The following is an 18,795-nucleotide window of genomic DNA, read 5'->3' as shown; positions in this document are numbered from 1 at the left end:
TTCAGCCCTCAAAACGGCATTTTTTGCGGTAAAAACACAATACAATAAAAGCCGCGGCAAAAACCGCACAAAACCATGCAAAAAGCAGGATAAGCGTTGTACGCGCTTTCCGTGCAAATTCGCCCGAATTTGACGCTTTTACGCGGTAATCGCTAAAGGCGCGGTTTTTTATCGACAGTAAATCCTCTTCGCCTGCAAGCCATAAAAGCGCATTTACGGCAAAATCGAAATTATACATGGCGTTTGTGTATTCGACCATACGCGATAAAAAATATTCATCGGGTACGACAATCATACGGCCCCCTGCAAAAGAGAAATCGTAGTCCTCCGGTTCGACGGCGCAAACGGCCGGGAAGCTTTGTCTTTTTTCAGGTATAAAATCGGCCGCTGAAAGAGGATCCGTACGGTATTCGGGATACTGCACATAGGAGCGATCACTTGTATGAGCCAAAACCCGATGCTCGGTTTCCATATACGAGGGCCAAAACAAATCGAGCCCGCCGAATGATGCGGTAACCGGATGCGTTTTAAGCGCATATTCGGCGCCGATTTTTACAAAACAAGGATAGGCGATTTCTTCATAGGCTTCAACATCGCCGCTTTGCATTCCGCCGCTTTGTTGACGCAGCAGACGAATGCGGGCACAGCGTTCGTCCGCGACGATTGGAGGAAGAATGGAAATGCCCCGTTTTTTAAGCAGCCTTAAAAAGGGATCGGAACCGAGGGGGCTCAGTTTCCAGCGCTCCAAATCCGCTTCATGGGCGCTTACTGCACAGAGTATGGAACCGCCGGAAGCTGAAAAATCGTCGATAATTTCGCATTGGGCTTCATCCAAAAGAGATGAGCCGATGATTATAAGCGGCATATCCATACGGCTGAAAAGCTCATCGCGTTCAATCATCGGTATTACATTTACGCTAAAGCCCGCCCCTTCGAGCCAGGGTACAAGATAGGGATATTCCCCATCGAGGCTTGTATAGTTTGCCGCAATAAGCTGTACGCTTCGTCTCGGACGCTCAAGTTTTTCCGAAGCGGTTAAAAGAGGAAGAGCATCGGCTATATTGAATTCGACATTAAAGGGAGTAAGCACAAAGGGAATGGGAACCGACTTATCTTCATACTCAAGCACAATCCCCGAATACACGACAAGAGCTTCCCTTCCTTCCCCTTCTTCGTATCTTGTGCCGAACAAAAGCTCTTTATCCAAAACTTCGGGGAAAATACCCGCATTTTGCGCCTCTTTTTTATCTTCTTCGCTTTTTACACGCACGGTGCGGACGGCAACAGTCTTTGATAAGTCCGCATAATTGTATAAAAACTCTTTTACCTCGCCGATTGCAGGATAGGCGCTTTCAAGTTCGGGAGAAAGATAATAGGAAATCGTCAAAGGATTTTCCAAAAAAGAAAAAGCCCTTTTACTTACATCGCACAGGCTGTATCTTTTGTCCGAGGTTACATCGATACGGAAATAAAAGATGCGGCTGTTCCACAAGCACAGTAAGGCAAATATAAAAAGTGCAGCGTATTTTACCGTCAGGGCTTTTTTATAAGGGCTTTTTGAATATGCCGAATACCGTCCGTATTCGACAACAAAGGCGCTTAAACTTAAAAATAAAAACGTAAAACATGCAAAAAACAAAAAGCCGCGGCTGTCTATAATCCCCTTTCCCGCCGCATCGAAATGCCGCGAAAAAGACAAAAACCGCAGCAGCTCTTGTACGGTCGAAGATGTGCTGAACGAGGAGCCGAGATGAACGAATGAAAAGAGAGCAAACAAAAGAGCGGAAAGCGAAAAACTCAAAGCCTTCGAGCGGAAAACCAGGGACACAAAGAGTCCGAGGGCAATAAGGGCCGAAAAAACCGATAAGATACCGAAAAAGCCCGTAAGCACAACCGAATACTCCACCCTGCCGAAAAAGGATGCGGCAAGAGGCACCGCCGACGATACAAGCAAAAAAAAGGATATAAAAACAAGGGCCGAAAGCCACTTTGAAAGTATGCGCATAGAAGCGCACAGGGGAAGCACTGCAGAGCGCTCATAGGAAGTCCAGAGGCTTACGGTTAAGGCCGGAATGCACACAATCGATAAAAAAGGCATAGGTGCAAAAAAAGTTCTCATATCGGTTGAGCCTGCAAGGGGAACAAAAAAACGGGCGAAGATAAAAAAGTTTATAAAACAAAAAAGGGTAAAAAAAATGCCGCTTAGACGGGCAGCAGGATTAAGGACAAGAGAAAATAAATCGCGGCGTAAAAGGGCTTTAAATCGTTTATCAATCAATGCTCTTCTCCGGTTATGCGTAAAAAAGCCGTTTCCAAATTATCCGCACCCGTTTGCACACACAAAGACGAAACGCTTCCCTGTGCGGCAAGACGTCCCTTATGCAGTATAACGATTTCAGTGCACAGATTTTCCATTTCGTGAATAAGGTGGGTCGAAAATAAAACGGTTTTTGTTTTTCCCGCAGCGGCGATAAGAGAGCGCATACGGGCGCTTTGTGCAGGGTCCAAACCCGAAGCCGGTTCATCGAGGATTAAGATTTCAGGGTCGCTTAAGAGGCTGCGCGCCAAAGCGGTGCGTTTTTTTTCGCCGTTTGAAAGAGAAGCGATTTTTCTGTTTGCCAAAGCTTCCAAATCGCACAAAGACATAACGCGCTCAAGATTCCCGGCGGCTTTTTGCGCTTCACAGAGTATAAGGGCTTCTCCGTATAAAAACTCGTATACCGTAAAAAAGGGCGGGAACACCGCATGTTCGCTCATAAAACCTATAAGAGAAGCGGCCTCCACGGGATTTTCGGCCGTATCGATACCGTTTACCGAAACAAGTCCCGAATCCGCACGGTGAATACCGCATATCGCCTTTAAAACGGTGGTTTTTCCCGCCCCGTTTAAACCGGCAAGGGCGGTAATACATGCACTTTCGGCGCTAAAGGAGAGGTTTTCGACCGCCGTATGCCGGCCGTAGCTTTTTGAAAAATTCTCCAATACAATCATCTTAGTCCTTATAGGGAATGTCGAATATCATCCTGTCTTTTGTAAGAACCGTTTCTTTAAAAACCGATTGAGCTTCGGTCAAAAGCTGTTTTAACTCACTGTCCGTATAGCGCGGGCTGTAATGAATAAGGCCGAGCTTATCGGCTTGAGCATCCTTTGCGATTGTCGCCGCCTGAGTAGACGTCATGTGCTTTTTTTCGGCCGCCTGATCTTCAAATTCCTTTGTAAACATTCCCTCACAAATCAATAAGTCCGAACCGCGCACCTCTTTTGCTATCGAGGGAAGATAGAGGGTATCGGTTACATAGCTGAACTTTCTTCCTCTGCGTGCGGGCCCCAACACCTCATCGGGCGACACTTCTTTTCCGTCGGGAGTAACGACGCTTTCCCCGTGCTGGAGTTTCGACCACAGGGGGCCGACGGGAACCCCCAGCTCCTTAGCCTTTTCGGGCTTAAACTCGCCGGGTCTGTCCAATTCTTCCAAAGTATAGCCGACGCAGGTTTTTGTATGCTTGAGGGGAAAGGCGCGCACATAAAAACCGTCGCCTTCATAACATATGCAGGGGGCTTCTATTTCCTTAACGATAATCGGATAATTGATGTACATGTCGAGGACGGAGCGGCTCGATTCTATATATTCGGCGATTTTAGGCGGCCCGTAAATATAGAGGGGCTCATCGCGCTCTACCTGCGACGAGAGCATCAATATTCCCGGAAGACCCGTTACATGATCGGCATGGGTGTGGCTGACAAAAATCGCATTTATTTTTTTCCATTTGAGATTAAGCCGGCGAAGCGACACTTGAGTCCCTTCTCCGCCGTCGAATAAAAAAAGCTGCCCTTCGCGCCTGAGCAGCACCGATGTTAAATGACGGTACGGAAGGGGCATCATTCCGCCGCATCCCAATACAAAAGCTTCAAGATTCATATGCTTCAGTATAGCTTAAAAACGGAATCATTGACAAGCGCTCTTAAAGGGGGTATACTGGGGCTATGAATAATGCGCTCTTGCTCATAGATATGCAAAACGATTTTTGCACTCCTGAGGGTTCGCTTTATATTCCCGGTGCAGTCGAAAATTGTGCCAATACGGCACGGTTTATTCAAACAAACGGAGCATACATCCATTCAATATATGCAACCTTCGATTCGCATTGTGCATATCACATAGCACATGCCGTATTTTGGAGGGATGCAAACGGAAACATCCCGCCGGATTTTACCGAAATTACCTACGATGACTATACCCGGGGAAAATTCCGTCCGGTTGATCCGGATGCCGAAAAACGGGTCGAAAAATACCTGCAGGAACTCGAAGCCCGCGGAAGGCACACCCTTATTCTTTGGCCGCCCCATTGTCTCATGGGCTCATACGGAATGATGATGGAAAAGCGGGTATGGGAGGCCGGTCATGCATGGGAACTCAGCAGACCCATGCTTAAAGCCGATTTTATTATAAAGTCGCTGAACGCATATACCGAACATTACAGCGTACTTCAGTCGGAAGTCCCCGATCCCGATGACCCTTCAACCCATATGAATTTTTCCCTCATAAACCGATTAAAAAAAGCCGACCGCATTATCATCGCAGGAGAAGCCCTGTCGCACTGTGTCGGGCAAACGATACGCGATTTAACGGCCTATATACCGCCTTCTTCTTTGACACTGCTTTCCGATTGTACCACACCTGTTGCGGGTTTTGAAAAACACGCCAAACTCTTTGTTGAAGACATGGAAAAGCGCGGCATGCGCTGTATAACAAGTACCGAATTGAACCTGGCAGACTAAAAAACGCCGACTGCGGATTTAAACCGCAATCGGCGTTTTCAAGGTTGTAGGAAAAATCACACCTTATTCGAAATCGAACTTATAATCCATTTTGTAATGGTTTCTCAAATCGATCATTACCTTTTGCAAAGACGGGGGAACGGGGCATCCGTGCTCTTTGCGGTACAGCCAGGCAAGGTGCTCTTTTTCTCCTGCGGTATAGATTCTGTCGTGACCGGGAGCCTTTCTTGACGCACGCAATTCGCGTAAAATACCGCCGGTAACTTTTTTAAAGACTTCCAAGCCCATAAAGCGTTCGGGGTCGATGGCGATAAAAAAGTGTCCCAAAGGATAGGGAATCTGCTTGCCGTTTTCATCGATTCCGTTAAGGGCCTTCAAAAAGGGGCCGTTTTGAAGGGCCGCACAAAGGATTTCCACAACGGTTGCATAACCGAAGCCCTTATAGCCTCCCGTTTCGTCTCCCAAGCCTCCCAGCGGCGTTAAAGCGGCCTTACCCTTGGTTAAGTCGACCAAAACCTGCTGTGTGTCGGTTCTCGTATTGCCGTTTTCGTCGATTACCCAGCCTTTGGGAAGTTCTTTTCCGGCCCGGCCGTATACTTCGATTTTTCCGCGCTGACTTACCGACGTTGCGCAGTCCAATACAAAGGGAAACTCTTCATCGGTGGGCATACCGAAGGTTAAGGGGTTTGTTCCGAGCATGTTTTCAACGCCGAATGTCGGAGCAATCGAGGGACGGGCGTTTGTTCCGGTAATGCCTATCATACCGGCTTGAGTTGCCATCGTTACATAGTAACCGGCGATACCGTAGTGGGTGGAGTTTGTAACCGCAACCATACCCATACCGTATTCCTTTGCCTTGGCGATTGCCATCTCCATAGCTTTGTGAGAAACAACGTGTCCCATACCGTTATTGCCGTCCAAAACGGCGGCGGTTTTATCGTCTTTTAAAACATCGATCTTTGTAACCGGGTTTAAAATACCGGCTTGAATGCGGTCGATATAAATCGGTTTTAACCGTCCGATACCGTGAGAATCGATTCCTCTTTTATCCGATTCAATCAATACGTCGCCGATGATTTTCGCATCTTTTTCGGGAACACCCGCGGCTTCCAGAGCATCGGTCATGAATTTTTCAAGATAGGCAAAATCCATCCAAATGCAGTCTTTGTAGGCATCTTCATACGCCATTTTCTTTACCTCCACTTCAAAATCAATTTGAAATTATTGTTTTTCGATATAATAATCGGCACTCCTGTCCGCTTATTATACAAATAAATTCGGAATAAACAAGGCAACAGTTTTTGAATATGTTACCAACAATAATACGCATAAAAGAGCTATAATAAAGGGCCAAATCTCTTTTAAAAACTCTTCAAGCTTTACATTCACAATGGAACAAACCGTAAACATCATGGAACCGAACGGAGGGGTGAGGCCCCCGATCATAATGTTGACGATAAAAATAACGCCGAAATGCAGGGGATCCACACCCAAAGCTTTTACGGCAGGAACCAAAAGAGGCGCTAAAATAACAAGGGCGGCACCCCCTTCGATAAACATGCCGATAAATAACAAAAGCACGTTTATTACCATAAGCAGAATAAAAGGATTTGACGTAAAATTCATCAACATTTCGGTAATCATTTGCGGAATCCGCTCAAGAGTTAAATAATAACCGAAAACCTTTGCACTTGCAATAATAATCATAACCGCACCGGTACTTTTAACCGTTTCCATTAAAATAAGGGGTATGTGGCGCGGTTTCAGCTTTTTATATATAAAAAATCCTACGATAAAGCAAAACAGTACGGCAATGCCTCCGGCTTCCGTCGGCGTAAACATACCGATTCTCATGCCGAGAATAATACCGAAGGGAATTGCAAGAGCCCAAATCGATTTAAGCGATTGTTTTCCGATTTCTTTAAAGGTTGCCCGGCGCGCGCGCGAGGGGGCATAGTCCCGTTTTACCGAAACGATGTGAACCGCAATCATTAAGCTCACCGTCATCAAAATACCGGGCGTATAGCCTGCAAGAAACATATCGCCGACCGGAACGTTTGCAATCAATGCGTACAAAATAAGGTTTGTGCCCGGAGGAATAACGGGACTGACGGCCGAAGAAGCCGCGGTAATGGCAGCCGAAAAGGGTTTTGAAAAGCCTTTTTTTATCATTTCCGGAACCAGAATTTTGGATTCCATCGCCGCATCCGCATTTGCCGAACCGGAAATACCTCCCATCAGGGCGCTTAAAATACAGTTAACCTGTGCAAGACCTCCTTTCATATGGCCGGCCAATACTTCGGCCATATTCATCAGCTGTTCGCTTATGCCCGAATAATTCATAACCGAGCCGACCATAATAAAAAGCGGAACGGCCAAATACGGAAAGGACTCTATCGAGGTAACGAATTGCTGAATAACCATGTTCATCGGCATCGTATTGTTCAAAAAAATAAAATAAAACAGGGACGAACCGATAAGGGCAAAGCCGATAGGAATATCCAAAAAAAACAGAATAAACAAAATAATAATCGGATAAAACGATTCCATACACTCTCCTGCATAAGGACGGATTTTTAATTCGGTTTACTTAAAAAAGCTTTTTTAAAACTTTTTACGACAAAAACAAGGGTGTAAATCGTCATCAAAGCAAAGGAAATAATAATCGACGTATTGATATAGGCATAGGATACTTCCAATGCGGCAGTTATTTTTGAAGAAGATGACACATAGGTAAAGCTGAAATAGAGCATAACGCTGCACAATACCAAAAGCAGAAGATAGGTAAAAAAGGCTAAAATATTTCTGCCCTTTTGAGGCAGCAAAACAACAAGGGCTTCAACTCCTATGAGGGCTTTTTCTTTATAGGCTGCGGCGGTTCCCAAAAAGATGGTCCACACAAAACAGCCTACTGCAAGCTCTTCGGCCCAAAAAAAGGTAAATTTCAACACATACCGGGTAAATACGTTCATAACGACAACGATAACCGTCACGGCTATAAAAACACTGCCGATATATAATTCGAATTTTTTTAAAAACTCTTTCATTATACGCTCCATATCGATACAAGTGAAGACTGTTAAAAACGGGCCGCCTAAAACAACACAGACGTTTCGGCAGCCCGTCAATTTTATACGGTTTTATTTTCCGTTTTTAATGTCTTCTCTGACCCGGGTAAGATTTTCCATGATTTTATCGTAAATTCCTTCCGACCATTTGGGGAATTTGGAATATACGGGAGCAACAACCTTGTTAAAAGCATCGGCATCGACTTCGTGGAAGGTAACGCCGAGTTCCTTTAATTTAACTTCGTATTCGGCTTCAAGCTTGATTGTCTCACGTAAATTGTCCTCGGCACCCCTATTTACTTCTTCCTGAATAATCGTGCGCTGTTCATCCGTTAAGCTTTTCCAGCATTTATCCGAAATACAAACGGCCGAAACACCCAAAAGGTGTCTTGTTAAGGAAACTTCTTTTACGTTTTCGTACTGCTTGGTTCCGTACAGGGTCATGATGGAGCCTTCAATACCGTCGATAACGCCCTGCTGTAAGGCCGCATAGGTATCCGGATAGGGCATGGCAATCGGGTTACCGCCGAGCGCTTCAATCGTAAAGGTGTACAGCTGGCTTGTGGGAACGCGGATTTTTAAGCCCTTCATATCGGAGGGAACGCGGATAGGTTTTTTGGTAATCATACTTCTGAAACCGAACAGCCAATCGAGGGACAAAACCTTAATACCCTTTTCTTCGGCGGCCGCATTCAATTCCTGAACAAGCGGGGTCCGCATCATCTTTAAATATTCATCAAAGGATTGGTAGAGCATCGGGCCGGTAACCGCATTGTAATCGGGAACGTAATCGCCCAAAAAGTTTACTCCGTCAACCAAAATCCAATCGGAGCCGGTTGCAACCTGTTCCATACCGTCCTTACCGATGGGAAGGGTTCCGCTTGTAAAAAGCTGGAGTTCAAGGCTGCCCTTGCTCCGTTCGTTAATAGCTTTTACGACTTTGACCAATGACTTTACGGTTTGTTCGTCGTCAACAAATTTCGTACTGACCTTAATTACACGCGGTTTAATTTCTTTGCTCGATGCCTTGCCTTTGGTGCATCCCGCAGCAAACAAAACCGCTGCACATAAACATACAATCAACATTTTTTTCATATTCTTTGGCCTCCAAGCCCTATTATTATCCCACAGAAATATGAGGCTGTCAATTCTCTTTAATAGAGAAATGCGGGCGCCCAAGTATAATTTATCAAAAATCAGAGCTATTGACGATTGACAAAAAATCTTTTTTGTACATATAGTATCCGCGAGTATAGAGGGAGATTAAGATGAAAAAGATTATCGTTATAGGCGCCGGAATGGGCGGTCTTTCGGCTGCAATACGCTTGCAGCATGCGGGCTATGAAGTCGAAATTTACGAAAAAGAAAAGGTAAGCGGCGGCAAAATGCATCCGATACATGAGGACGGCCACCGTTTCGATGTAGGACCTACCATTGTTATGATGCCGAGCGTATACCGCGAAGTGTTCGAGCTTGCAGGCAAAAATCCGGACGACTACATACCTATGACGCGTCTTGACCCCATGTACGAAGTATATTTTAAGCAATCTTCGCAGGGTTCTTGCGAAAAAGCCCCTCCCCGTCATTATAAAGTCAATAACAATCTTGTCGATTTAATGAATATGGCCGAAGCCAAGGGAACCGAAAATTCGGCAGGACTTTTATCATATTTGAGCGAAATATACAAGCGTTATCTTGTCGCCGTAAAACATTTTATAAGCCGGCCGTTCAGAAAAGCGACGGATATGTATAATCCCTATACCCTGTATCAGGCGCTCAAATTAAAAACCTTTGACAGTGCCGATAAAATGATGGCGTCTTTTATACCGGATGCGGACTTGCACAGTATGTTCAGTTTTCAAACCCTGTATATAGGAGTTTCGCCCAAAAAAGGCCCCTCTCTTTATAATATCATTCCGATGATTGAACTTTTTTACGGCATATGGTTTATAAAGGGCGGAATGTACACAATGGCCGAACAAATGGCCAAGCTCTTTAAAGAATTGGGCGGAAAGATTCATTATAACAGTCCCGTCGAAAAAATCCTTATAGAAAACTCAAAGGTAAAGGGAGTCCGCGTAAAGGGCAAGACGGTAGAAGCGCCCTATGTTATTTCGGATGCCGACTTTCCCTACACGATGAGCGAATTGATTGACGATGAAAAAACGCGCGGAACATACACGGCGGAAAAAATTAAAAACATGGATTATTCGTGTTCCTGTTTGGTATTTTATTGGGCCGTAAAAAAGCCGCATAAGGATTTAAGCGTACACAACTTTGTCATATCCGAAGATTTGGACGATAACCTCTCATCGATTTTTACGGGCGATTTGCTTAAAGATCCGTCAATATATCTTCACGTGCCTTCGAATGCGGATCCGGACACGGCTCCGAAGGGAAAGGCAAGCTTTTACCTTTTAATACCGGTATCCGAACTTAAAACCGTAAAATACGAGTGGGACGCAAAAACCGTCGATTATTACCGTGAAAAAGCCCTCGAATCACTTAAGTCCGTTCCGGGGCTTGAAAACCTTAAAAAAGAAATCGTTTCGGAACACGTATTTACCCCGAACGATTTTAAAAACCGCTTTAACGCCCATTACGGTGCAACCTTCGGTCTCCAGCCGACCTTACGGCAAAGCAATCACCTTCGTCCCCAATCGAAGGCAAAACACTGCCAAGGCCTGTATTTTACGGGAAGCAGCACTCATCCGGGAGCGGGCGTACCGATTGCGATTGAAGGCGGAAAAATATGCGCATCCGAGCTGCGAAAAGACAATCCCGATGACCGCGGCAAAAACTGAAGATACGGGGCCGCTGAATCTTGCGCCGTCCTATCGGGCGGCTGAGGCGGTTATAAAAGACAGGGCAAAAAGTTTTTACCGTGCCTTTTCGCGTTTAAGCGAAGAACGTTTTAACGCCGTCGCCGCAGTCTATGCCTTTTGCCGCTATGCCGACGATCTTGTAGACGATACGGGAAGTCTGCGCCCTCAAGCCGAAACGGAAAAGCTTTTGGACGGTCTTGAAAGCGCCGTCCTGTCGCTTTACGGAAGTCAAAAAAAGACGGCTGCGGCGGGAAACGGTACCTGTACGGATCGGGAAGTCCGGAACGAACTTTGGTGGCCCGCCTTTTCCGATACGGTACACAGGTTTGCAATTCCGAAAGACGGGTTTTTAGCCCAAATACGGGGGCAAAGGCTCGACCTTCATTTTAAAGATATTCAAACAGGCGATGAACTTATCGAATACTGCCGCCTCGTTGCAGGCTCGGTAGGACTAATGCTCGCCCCCGTATTGGCGGATAAGGCGCAAGCGGCTCAAGACGGGCGCTTTCTTTGCGCCTGCGAAAACCTCGGCATCGGTATGCAAATAACCAATATTTTGCGCGATGTGGGAGAAGACATACTCACACGTAACCGCCTTTACCTTCCGCAAAACATGATGAGCCGGCACAATCTCACAAAACATGACATTAAAAACATCGCCGATATGTCATTAAAGGGAAACATCGAAGTACCTTCAAACTTTAGGGCATTGTGGGAACAGCTGGCTATGCTCGGAAACGGCTTTTATACGGACTGTGAAAAATATCTTATGTATTTTCAAAGCTCATGCCGGCTTTCCGTAGCGGCGGCATCTCTTATATATCACAGTATTGAAGATGAGGTGCGAAAAAACGGGTATAACTGTTTTTCAAAACGCTGCGCATCATCAAAATTGACAAAGTTGAAACTCATCATAAAGGCAAAAAAAATTATCAGGCAAACCGAGCGCCTTCAGGCGCCGAAAATTTTAAAGGACGGATAATATGCAAAACGCACTCGCTTTGGGTATTTCGATGGCTTATATTTTAGCCGTTATCTTTGTGTCGGGCATTATTGCAAAGCTGAAAAAGGGCAGTACCGAATTTACCCGTAAATTCGTACACATCCTTGTAGGAAATTGGGTGTTTATCGTACCCTTTTTTACCGACTTATGGGCGGTAGTGCTTATACCCTTTATCTTTATCATCGTCAACAGTTTGAGTTTAAAATATAAGCTTATTTCATCGATGGAGCGCAACGACGACAGCTTGGGAACGGTTTACTATGCGGTTGCCATGTTTTTTCTTTCCGGTACAGGCTTTTTGCTGAATTGGATGATGCTGCCCTTTATAGGTTTATTGACCATGGCATACGGCGACGGCCTTGCGGCAATTATCGGCAAAAGATGGGGGAAAAAAAGGCCTTTTTCCTTTGCCCCCGAAAAATCCCTTTTGGGCTTTTTTACGGTTGCCCTTTCATGCCTTATCGTAAGCTTTGCGGTTATGATGTATTTTAATACGCATTTAAATGCCGACGCTGCTTTTTCCCGCTCCGTTTTAAGTTTGATTGCCATATCGGCGGTTAACGGGGTGTTTGCCGGTTTTACGGAATTAACCGGGAAGCGCGGCTGCGACAATCTTTCGCTTCCTATAGGTTCGGGACTGCTCGCTTCGTTTTTATACTATCACGGCAGTATCGAATTCGCTTTGTATTTGCTTGCGGCAGTACTTTTACTGTATATTGCATACCGGAAAAAATCCCTAACGGAAGACGGCATTGTCGCTGCGGTTTTGACGGCGGCTACCCTTTACACTTTCGGCGGAATATGGGTCGGCATAAGCTTACTTGTGTTTTTTGTTTTCGGAAGTATAAGCAGTAAGCTGAAAAACGAGCGGAAACAACAGGGCGAGCTTATTCAGGAAGCAGGCGGAAAGCGCAACTGGAAACAGGTGTTGTGCAATTCCCTTCCGGCAACTGTTCTTGTGTGGCTTTCGGTTTTTATAAAAAGTCAAAGCGATATGTTTACGCTTTTAGCCTTTGCCGTGTTTGCCGCCGCCTGTGCGGATACCTTTTCTTCGGAACTGGGAATGTTGTGCAGAGGACGGGTGTTTAATATTATCAACGGAAAAAGTCTTCCGCGCGGCTTATCCGGCGGCGTTTCTTTGTGCGGTTTTTTTGCCGGCATTACGGGAAGCGCATTGATAGCCCTGTGCGCCCTTCCCGGCTTCGGTATAAGGGGATTTGCCGTAACGCTGAGCTTGGGATTTTTCGGTTCGCTTATCGACAGCGTATTGGGTTCAACCATTCAAAGAAAATACAGGGGAATAAACGGTTTGCTGCAGGATAAAGCTTCTTATAAAGGCGAAATACCGGCTGCGGGTTTACAATTCGTAACGAACAATACGGTCAATTTGTTAAGCCTTTTTATCGTCGCCCTTACAGGCACCCTTATTTTTATCGGAACGCCGCTTTAAAAGAGCCAAAAAATCGTTCTTTTTTTATGAATTGCGCTTTTTTACGCGGATTTTTTTAATGCGTTTGTGATAAAAGCCGCGCAGTTTTTCCGCCGCTCTGAAAAAGGAATACAGGGGCGACAGAGGAAGGTCTATACTGCCGGGACGGTGGATGTTTTTTCCGCCGAAACCCGTTTTAAATCGGTACAAACCGTGCATGGGATGATTTTCGTCGTCGGTAGGCGGTATGCCGTAAAAATCGTATGTGGTGCAGCCGGCTTTTTTTGCGTCCTTTATCGCCGTCCATTGTAAAAGGTAGGCGCTCATAAGGTTACGCTTATTGTTTGAAGAAGCGCCGTACAAATATACGGCTTCACTTCCCGAAAAAAGCACGATAATCGCCGCCAAAGCCTCTCCTTCGTGCTTTGCGATGTACATAGTAATTTGCACGCCGTCCCTTCCCGAACGAAGCAGCAGGTCGCGGTAATAGTTTTTTGCATGTACGGCAATACCGTCGCGCTTTGCCGTTTGAAGGTATAAATCGTAAAAAATATCGATACCTTCTTCGCCCGCTTTTTCGACAACGACGCCACGCTTTGATGCCAAATTGATGTTATAGCGCCACTTGCTTTTCATATTTGCAGAAATTTCATCTTCGCTTAGAGTTAAATCGAGGATGTTCGTATCGGGCGGCTGAATGTCCGAAGGCGCTTTTACAAGCGGTTTTGAAATCGAGTGCACAAAGGCGCCGCGCTCCTCAAGCGAGTAAAAGTCGAGCGGAACGTCCATGCGCACACAAAGGCTGTTTCGCGGCAAAAGGGGCTTTAAGGCACGGGCGGTATCGGCAAGCACTTTGTTATACAAAACAGGCGGCTCATTTTGCACAAGCGGAAGCTCCGGCCCCATGGGAATATAGGCAAGGGTAAAAAAACGCTTAAAACTTCGAAGCAGCACCGATATCTTAAAGGGGCTTTCCGCTCCCGTTTGTCCGTCTTTTAAACAAAGGCTTACTGAAAGCGGCTTCCAGCCGTGAGCTGCTTTAAAATCGGCCCAAAAGGCACTTTGCAAAAAAGAAGCGTTCCCCGTTCGGGACGAAGAGCCGCCCTGCTCCGCAGTATCGCAGGCACCACCCGTGCTCGGCGCATTGTGCGATTCTATGAGGCTGATTGTATAGGTGCAGGGGCTTTCGCTTTTCAAAGCCGCCTCAGTGTACGTCGCCCGATACGGTTTTGACGGTTGTAATTTCTTTTCCCGCCGCGCTTAACACTTTACCGCCGATTGTAAACTTATTGTGTTCGATTTTCATCGGACAGGCAAAAAACACATCGGCGTCGATTTCCGCCGGCTTTGAAACTGCCGGCTTTTCAGACGCGGCACCGGATGAGCTTCCGGAATCCAAAAAAACAAGGGGCGTTCCCGGAGGGACACCGGGGCATCCGAGAATTTCGACGCAGGTTTTACCTTCGCTGTCGGTGTAATCGGCGGCCAAAAGCATACCGCGGCTTTCTATTCCGCGCATTTTACGCGGCTTTAAATTGTCGGCTATGATAATATCGCGTCCGGTCAATTCTTCTGCGGTAAAATACGGCACAAGGCCTGAAAGGATTATGCGCTCGGTGCCGCTTCCGTCGTCAATCGTTTCGATGTAAAGCTTATCGGCGTCCGGGTGGCGCTCGGCTTTAAGGATTTTAGCCGTTTTAAGCTGAATGTATTGATTAAAGTGGGAAACGGGGTCCTCGGCAATAACCGGCTCGTTTTTTTTCGGTGCGGATTCCGCGGCACCCGAAGCGGAAGCAGCGCTTGAGCCCGCCGCGGACTGTGAAGCCGCACCCGATTTTCCGGCCTCCTTGGAACCCGCAGTTTGAGCGGCTCCTTTTGCACGCTCTGCCTGTGTACCGGCATAGCGCTTTCGGTAGGCGTCGGTTTTTGCGTTATCGAGGGGTGTAAAGATAATTTCGGTGTGCACTACTTCGCTTAAGCCCTCGGTAATGCCCACATTGTCCCATAAAAGCGCGTCTTTTTGCGCAGGAACGCCGATTTTATGCGTACAGCCCTTTTTCCCGAAAAAGCCGAGTACCTTTTCGGCATATTGCGGCATAACCGGATGTACCAAAATCATTAAATCCTTAATGATGTAGCAGAGGTCGCGGATAAGGGACGCCGCTTTTTCAGGCGCGCTTTCGCGGGTTTTCCACGGCTCACCGTCCTGAAAAGCCTTGTTCGCAATTGAAGAAAGGGCAAAGATTTCATGAAAAGCGTCTTTTAAGTCGGCCCGGTCGTATAAATCGGTAATGCGTTTTTCGGCTTCGCGCACCTTTTCCCACAGGGCTTCGTCGCTTTTTCCTTCGGGGATTTTTCCGCCGTAATAGCGCGAAACAAAGGTTGTGGTGCGGTTTACAAGGTTTGCCAAATTGCCCACCAATTCGCTGTTTACCTTATCCTGAAAATCCTTCCACGTAAACTGGGTATCGGATTTTTCGGGACGGTTGTAAAAAATATAAAAGCGCCACATATCGGCGGGAATACCCGATTCCTTGGCGTCGCTTCCGAAAACCCCTACCCCCTTCGACTTGCTGAATTTTCCGCTTTCGTAATTCAAATACTCGGTGCTGCTCATATGGAAAAGCTTTGTCCAATCTTTGCCGCTTCCGATAAGGGTAGAAGGAAAAATCACCGTGTGAAAGGGAATATTATCTTTTCCGATAAACTGAAACAGCTCTACCGGTTCTTTTGCGTCGGGAGCCTTTGATTCTGCAGGAAGCCACCACGACTTCCAATCGGGAACGGTGTCGGAGGGAATCTCACCGTCGCGCGCCTTTTGCTCCATCATATCGCACAGGGCCTTGGTTATCGAAATATAGCCGATGGGAGCGTCGAACCATACATAAAACACCTTGTCTTCAAAGCCCGGCTTGGGAACCGGAATTCCCCATTTTAAGTCGCGGGTAATCGCCCGTTCGTGTAAGCCGTCGCGGATCCACGCTTGGGTCATTTGAACGGCGTTTTTAGCCCACATACCCTTTTCGCTCGCCTCTTTCATCCAGGGGGCATACTCTTTTTGAATAGCCGGAAGATTTATATACAAGTGTTTGGTCGATTTTAAAACGGGGCTGTGAGAACAGGTTGAACAGCGCGCTTCTTTTAACTCGGTCGGTTCCAAAAGCTTTCCGCAGTGCTCGCACTGGTCGCCCCGTGCATCATCGTAGCCGCAGTGGGGGCATGTTCCGCGCACATAGCGGTCGGCTAAAAAGCGCTTGCAATCTTCGCAGTACAGCTGTTCAATCGTATTTTCGCTTATAAAGCCGCGTTCGTCCAAGGCTTTAAACAGCGACTGTACGATTTCGGTTTGCTGTTCGGTTGATGTGCGGCCGAAATGGTCGAAGTTAATGCCGAACCATTCGTAAATGTCTTTATGAATTGCGTGATAATAGTCGCATAATTCTTTGGGAGTTTTACCCTCTTCGAGGGCGCGGGTTTCGGTTGCAGTCCCGTATTCGTCGGTGCCGCACACATACATGGTTTTATAACCGCGGCTGCGGCAAAAGCGTGCAAAAACGTCGGCGGACAATACTTGAATCAAATTACCCAAGTGGGGAATATTGTTTACATAGGGAAGAGCCGAAGTGATGAGTTTTCTTTTCATAAAGGACAGTTTAGCGTTTTTTGGGCTTTTTTGCAACCGTATTTTTTTTAGGCGCTTTTACCGTCATATTAAGGATTTTCTCGGTTTCCATACCGGGGAGTAAATTGACATCCCAGTAAAAGGCGCAAGTGTGCGCTTCGTATTGTTTGACAAAGGAGCCGTCTTCATTTTGTAAAGACGTATAAAAGGGGGCAAGATAAAAACCGCAGGATTCGTTCGGTTCGAATATAAAATTGATTTCCGAATCCGTATCGCCGAGCTGCACAAAGGAAATACCCGATTGGCGTATATAGGCTGTGTCGCTGCAGGGTGTTTCCCTCGCATCGCATACAACGGCTTCGGCATTGAGAACGTTTGCAGCATTGGAAGGAATGCTTATATTGTGTTCGACGCCGAATTTCGCTTTAAGCGGCTGTTGCCCTTCATTTTTTAAAATATATTGGCAGATAACCCCGTTTTCGGATAGGCTGTAGTTTTTTTTCAGGGTTACCGGGAGTCGGTCTTTTCCCCACACACCCGAAACCGCAAGGCGTATTTCCTTTTTCATGCGGTCAAAGCCGAGCTCACGGTATTCGCAAGCCGCAAAAACGGGGCTTCCCGTATAAGAATCCGAGGTAAAGCTTTGAAAATCATCAGTGTCCCATAGATGGTCTACAAACATCTTTTTTTCGTATAGGGCGTAGGTACTTCCGTCTTTTGCGCAATGACGGGCAGCGGTACAATAATTGACGGCATTGTGCATGATATCGAATTCAAATAAAAGCCCGCCTTGTAAACAAACAAAGGCGTTAAAGGATTCAAAACAGCATAAAAAATCGCGCCGTCCGGACATTGTAAAGTCGAATGCGCTTGCATTGTCTTTGAAACCGGATGCTTCACGAAGGATTTTTTCGGCATTTAAAAGACGCTTATAAGTACGGCAGCGCAAGGTCCTATCGCTTATACCTCCCCTTCCCTTATATATATAAGGGGCAAAATGCTGGGCTGCATGAAGCTCTTCTCGGGCGGCCTTTTTTCTTGCCTTGTCGCCGCGGCATTGGCTGATGAGCATACTCACGTACATCATGCGCGAATACAGGGCGCGCGCTTCAGGATATACGGTTAAAAAATCCTTAACCGTGGGCCGCATCGATTCGGAAAAAACACGGGTATGAGGAATAAAGGGTTCCAATGTCCACATAGCCGCTTCGGACATACAGCCTGCGGGAATATAAGCGGGAAAACGTGTACGATACTGTTTTAAATACCGCTGCGGTAAGCTCAACGATGTTACAGTATCCTCTTCGAGCAATTGACTAAAACGTTCAAACCATTTTTCTTCCAAAAGGGTGTAAAACTGCTGCGGGGTAAATACGCAGGCCAATATCGACGAATCGCCCGAAGATGCAATGGTATGGGTAAACTCAAGATAATCCGCAGGGTTTTGACCGGAGCGCGGCAAACTGCTTTGATGCAGGGGAATAACCGTTGTCGTTTTTCCCATCTCTTCCACAACCAGGGGTGAAAAAATCGAAACGGGACGAAAACCGCTTTGAGGAATAAAACGGCTGTCGAGTAAGGTATACTCGATGCCGCAGGTATTAAAACTCGATATAAGGGAGGGATCCCAAACGCTTTCGGTCAAATAGGCGCCGCGCGGTCTTTTTCCGGCAGCTTTGCGGATAGCCGTTGTAAGAGCTTCTATTTGAGCGGAACGGTCTGCAGGAAGCAAAAGCGGAAACAAGGGTTCATAGTAACCGCCGCCGAGCACTTCAATTTGTCTGCGGTCAACCATCTCCGAGCATATGGATATGATTTCGTCGTGCTTTTTTTCTATCCATTCCAAAATACGGCCCGAAACAAAAAAAGAAAGTCGCATTTCCGGATGTGTATATAAAAAGCTGAGAATTTTTTTATATCGTGTTTGATACAGTTCTTCAATATGTTCGGGCAATTCCGCTCCCGGCAAATTGAAAGCCAGTACAAAACAAATCTTAACAACACCCATATTGTATATATTGTATATCAATATCCGCTTTCTTAAAAGGGGATACAGCCTTTTTTTTGTT

14 protein-coding genes are annotated in these 18,795 nt (G+C 46.4%); 4 read left to right on the top strand and 10 right to left on the bottom strand.

Annotation, left to right across the window (positions count from 1 at the left end; genetic code table 11):
- Position 1 precedes the first annotated feature (1 nt).
- Genes V1L52_RS05910 through V1L52_RS05900 form a run of 3 tightly spaced genes read right to left on the bottom strand, consistent with a single transcriptional unit; the run spans position 2 to position 3,919 of the window.
- Positions 2-2,278: a Gldg family protein gene (locus tag V1L52_RS05910; RefSeq protein WP_428771576.1), complete on the bottom strand. Its 2,277-nt coding sequence runs from the start codon at positions 2,276-2,278 to the stop codon at positions 2-4.
- Positions 2,275-2,991, bottom strand: a complete 717-nt coding sequence (locus V1L52_RS05905; protein ID WP_428771574.1) for an ABC transporter ATP-binding protein — start codon at positions 2,989-2,991, stop codon at positions 2,275-2,277. Before V1L52_RS05905 ends, V1L52_RS05910 begins: the two co-directional genes overlap by 4 nt.
- Before the next feature lies 1 nt (position 2,992).
- Positions 2,993-3,919, bottom strand: coding sequence for a ribonuclease Z (locus V1L52_RS05900; RefSeq protein WP_428771573.1), 927 nt, complete (start codon positions 3,917-3,919; stop codon positions 2,993-2,995).
- Between the two features lie 65 nt (positions 3,920-3,984).
- On the opposite strand from V1L52_RS05900, the gene V1L52_RS05895 reads away from it, so the two are divergent.
- Positions 3,985-4,779: a hypothetical protein gene (locus V1L52_RS05895; RefSeq protein ID WP_428771571.1), complete on the top strand. Its 795-nt coding sequence runs from the start codon at positions 3,985-3,987 to the stop codon at positions 4,777-4,779.
- A 63-nt stretch (positions 4,780-4,842) separates the two neighbouring features.
- Here V1L52_RS05895 and V1L52_RS05890 read toward each other — a convergent pair whose 3' ends face one another.
- The 4 genes from V1L52_RS05890 to V1L52_RS05875 form a co-directional block, all read right to left on the bottom strand.
- Positions 4,843-5,967: an Ldh family oxidoreductase gene (locus tag V1L52_RS05890; protein WP_428771569.1), complete on the bottom strand. Its 1,125-nt coding sequence runs from the start codon at positions 5,965-5,967 to the stop codon at positions 4,843-4,845.
- A 75-nt stretch (positions 5,968-6,042) separates the two neighbouring features.
- Positions 6,043-7,329 carry a TRAP transporter large permease gene (locus V1L52_RS05885; RefSeq protein WP_428771567.1) on the bottom strand — a complete coding sequence of 429 codons (1,287 nt, stop codon included), beginning with the start codon at positions 7,327-7,329 and terminating at the stop codon, positions 6,043-6,045.
- 26 nt (positions 7,330-7,355) lie between these two features.
- Entirely contained in the window at positions 7,356-7,826 is a 471-nt protein-coding gene (locus V1L52_RS05880) for a TRAP transporter small permease (protein WP_428771565.1), read from the bottom strand.
- 93 nt (positions 7,827-7,919) lie between these two features.
- On the bottom strand, positions 7,920-8,942 hold the full coding sequence (locus V1L52_RS05875; RefSeq protein WP_428771563.1) for a C4-dicarboxylate TRAP transporter substrate-binding protein: 1,023 nt from the start codon (positions 8,940-8,942) through the stop codon (positions 7,920-7,922).
- A gap of 173 nt (positions 8,943-9,115) precedes the next feature.
- On the opposite strand from V1L52_RS05875, the gene V1L52_RS05870 reads away from it, so the two are divergent.
- From V1L52_RS05870 to V1L52_RS05860, 3 genes are read left to right on the top strand one after another with little or no spacing between them, the layout of a single operon-like run.
- Positions 9,116-10,651, top strand: coding sequence for a phytoene desaturase family protein (locus V1L52_RS05870; RefSeq protein ID WP_428771561.1), 1,536 nt, complete (start codon positions 9,116-9,118; stop codon positions 10,649-10,651).
- On the top strand, positions 10,632-11,654 hold the full coding sequence (locus V1L52_RS05865; protein WP_428771559.1) for a phytoene/squalene synthase family protein: 1,023 nt from the start codon (positions 10,632-10,634) through the stop codon (positions 11,652-11,654). The genes V1L52_RS05870 and V1L52_RS05865 overlap by 20 nt, the downstream gene beginning before the upstream one ends.
- A 1-nt stretch (position 11,655) precedes the next feature.
- The gene (locus V1L52_RS05860) at positions 11,656-13,125 is read left to right on the top strand and encodes a DUF92 domain-containing protein (protein WP_428771557.1); all 1,470 of its coding nucleotides are present in this window, start codon (positions 11,656-11,658) and stop codon (positions 13,123-13,125) included.
- A 24-nt stretch (positions 13,126-13,149) separates the two neighbouring features.
- Here V1L52_RS05860 and V1L52_RS05855 read toward each other — a convergent pair whose 3' ends face one another.
- The 3 genes from V1L52_RS05855 to V1L52_RS05845 are packed head-to-tail and all read right to left on the bottom strand — an operon-like array spanning position 13,150 to position 18,734.
- Complete coding sequence (locus V1L52_RS05855; RefSeq protein ID WP_428771555.1) at positions 13,150-14,301, bottom strand: lipid II:glycine glycyltransferase FemX; 1,152 nt, start codon at positions 14,299-14,301, stop codon at positions 13,150-13,152.
- Between the two features lie 7 nt (positions 14,302-14,308).
- On the bottom strand, positions 14,309-16,747 hold the full coding sequence (metG, locus tag V1L52_RS05850; RefSeq protein WP_428771553.1) for a methionine--tRNA ligase: 2,439 nt from the start codon (positions 16,745-16,747) through the stop codon (positions 14,309-14,311).
- A 10-nt stretch (positions 16,748-16,757) separates the two neighbouring features.
- Complete coding sequence (locus tag V1L52_RS05845; protein ID WP_428771551.1) at positions 16,758-18,734, bottom strand: alpha-amylase/4-alpha-glucanotransferase domain-containing protein; 1,977 nt, start codon at positions 18,732-18,734, stop codon at positions 16,758-16,760.
- Positions 18,735-18,795 lie beyond the last annotated feature (61 nt).

This window comes from Treponema sp. HNW, from assembly GCF_050320395.1.
Classification (GTDB): Bacteria; Spirochaetota; Spirochaetia; order Treponematales; family Treponemataceae; genus Treponema_C.
This window is presented reverse-complemented; position numbering and strand designations above follow the sequence as displayed.

Coding starts and splice junctions, on each gene's coding strand:
- V1L52_RS05905 (WP_428771574.1), bottom strand. CDS start 2,991: ATGATTGTATTGGAGAATTTTTCAAAAAGCTACGGCCGGCATACGGCG.
- V1L52_RS05900 (WP_428771573.1), bottom strand. CDS start 3,919: ATGAATCTTGAAGCTTTTGTATTGGGATGCGGCGGAATGATGCCCCTT.
- V1L52_RS05895 (WP_428771571.1), top strand. CDS start 3,985: ATGAATAATGCGCTCTTGCTCATAGATATGCAAAACGATTTTTGCACT.
- V1L52_RS05890 (WP_428771569.1), bottom strand. CDS start 5,967: ATGGCGTATGAAGATGCCTACAAAGACTGCATTTGGATGGATTTTGCC.
- V1L52_RS05885 (WP_428771567.1), bottom strand. CDS start 7,329: ATGGAATCGTTTTATCCGATTATTATTTTGTTTATTCTGTTTTTTTTG.
- V1L52_RS05880 (WP_428771565.1), bottom strand. CDS start 7,826: ATGAAAGAGTTTTTAAAAAAATTCGAATTATATATCGGCAGTGTTTTT.
- V1L52_RS05875 (WP_428771563.1), bottom strand. CDS start 8,942: ATGAAAAAAATGTTGATTGTATGTTTATGTGCAGCGGTTTTGTTTGCT.
- V1L52_RS05870 (WP_428771561.1), top strand. CDS start 9,116: ATGAAAAAGATTATCGTTATAGGCGCCGGAATGGGCGGTCTTTCGGCT.
- V1L52_RS05865 (WP_428771559.1), top strand. CDS start 10,632: ATGACCGCGGCAAAAACTGAAGATACGGGGCCGCTGAATCTTGCGCCG.
- V1L52_RS05860 (WP_428771557.1), top strand. CDS start 11,656: ATGCAAAACGCACTCGCTTTGGGTATTTCGATGGCTTATATTTTAGCC.
- metG (WP_428771553.1), bottom strand. CDS start 16,747: ATGAAAAGAAAACTCATCACTTCGGCTCTTCCCTATGTAAACAATATT.
- V1L52_RS05845 (WP_428771551.1), bottom strand. CDS start 18,734: ATGGGTGTTGTTAAGATTTGTTTTGTACTGGCTTTCAATTTGCCGGGA.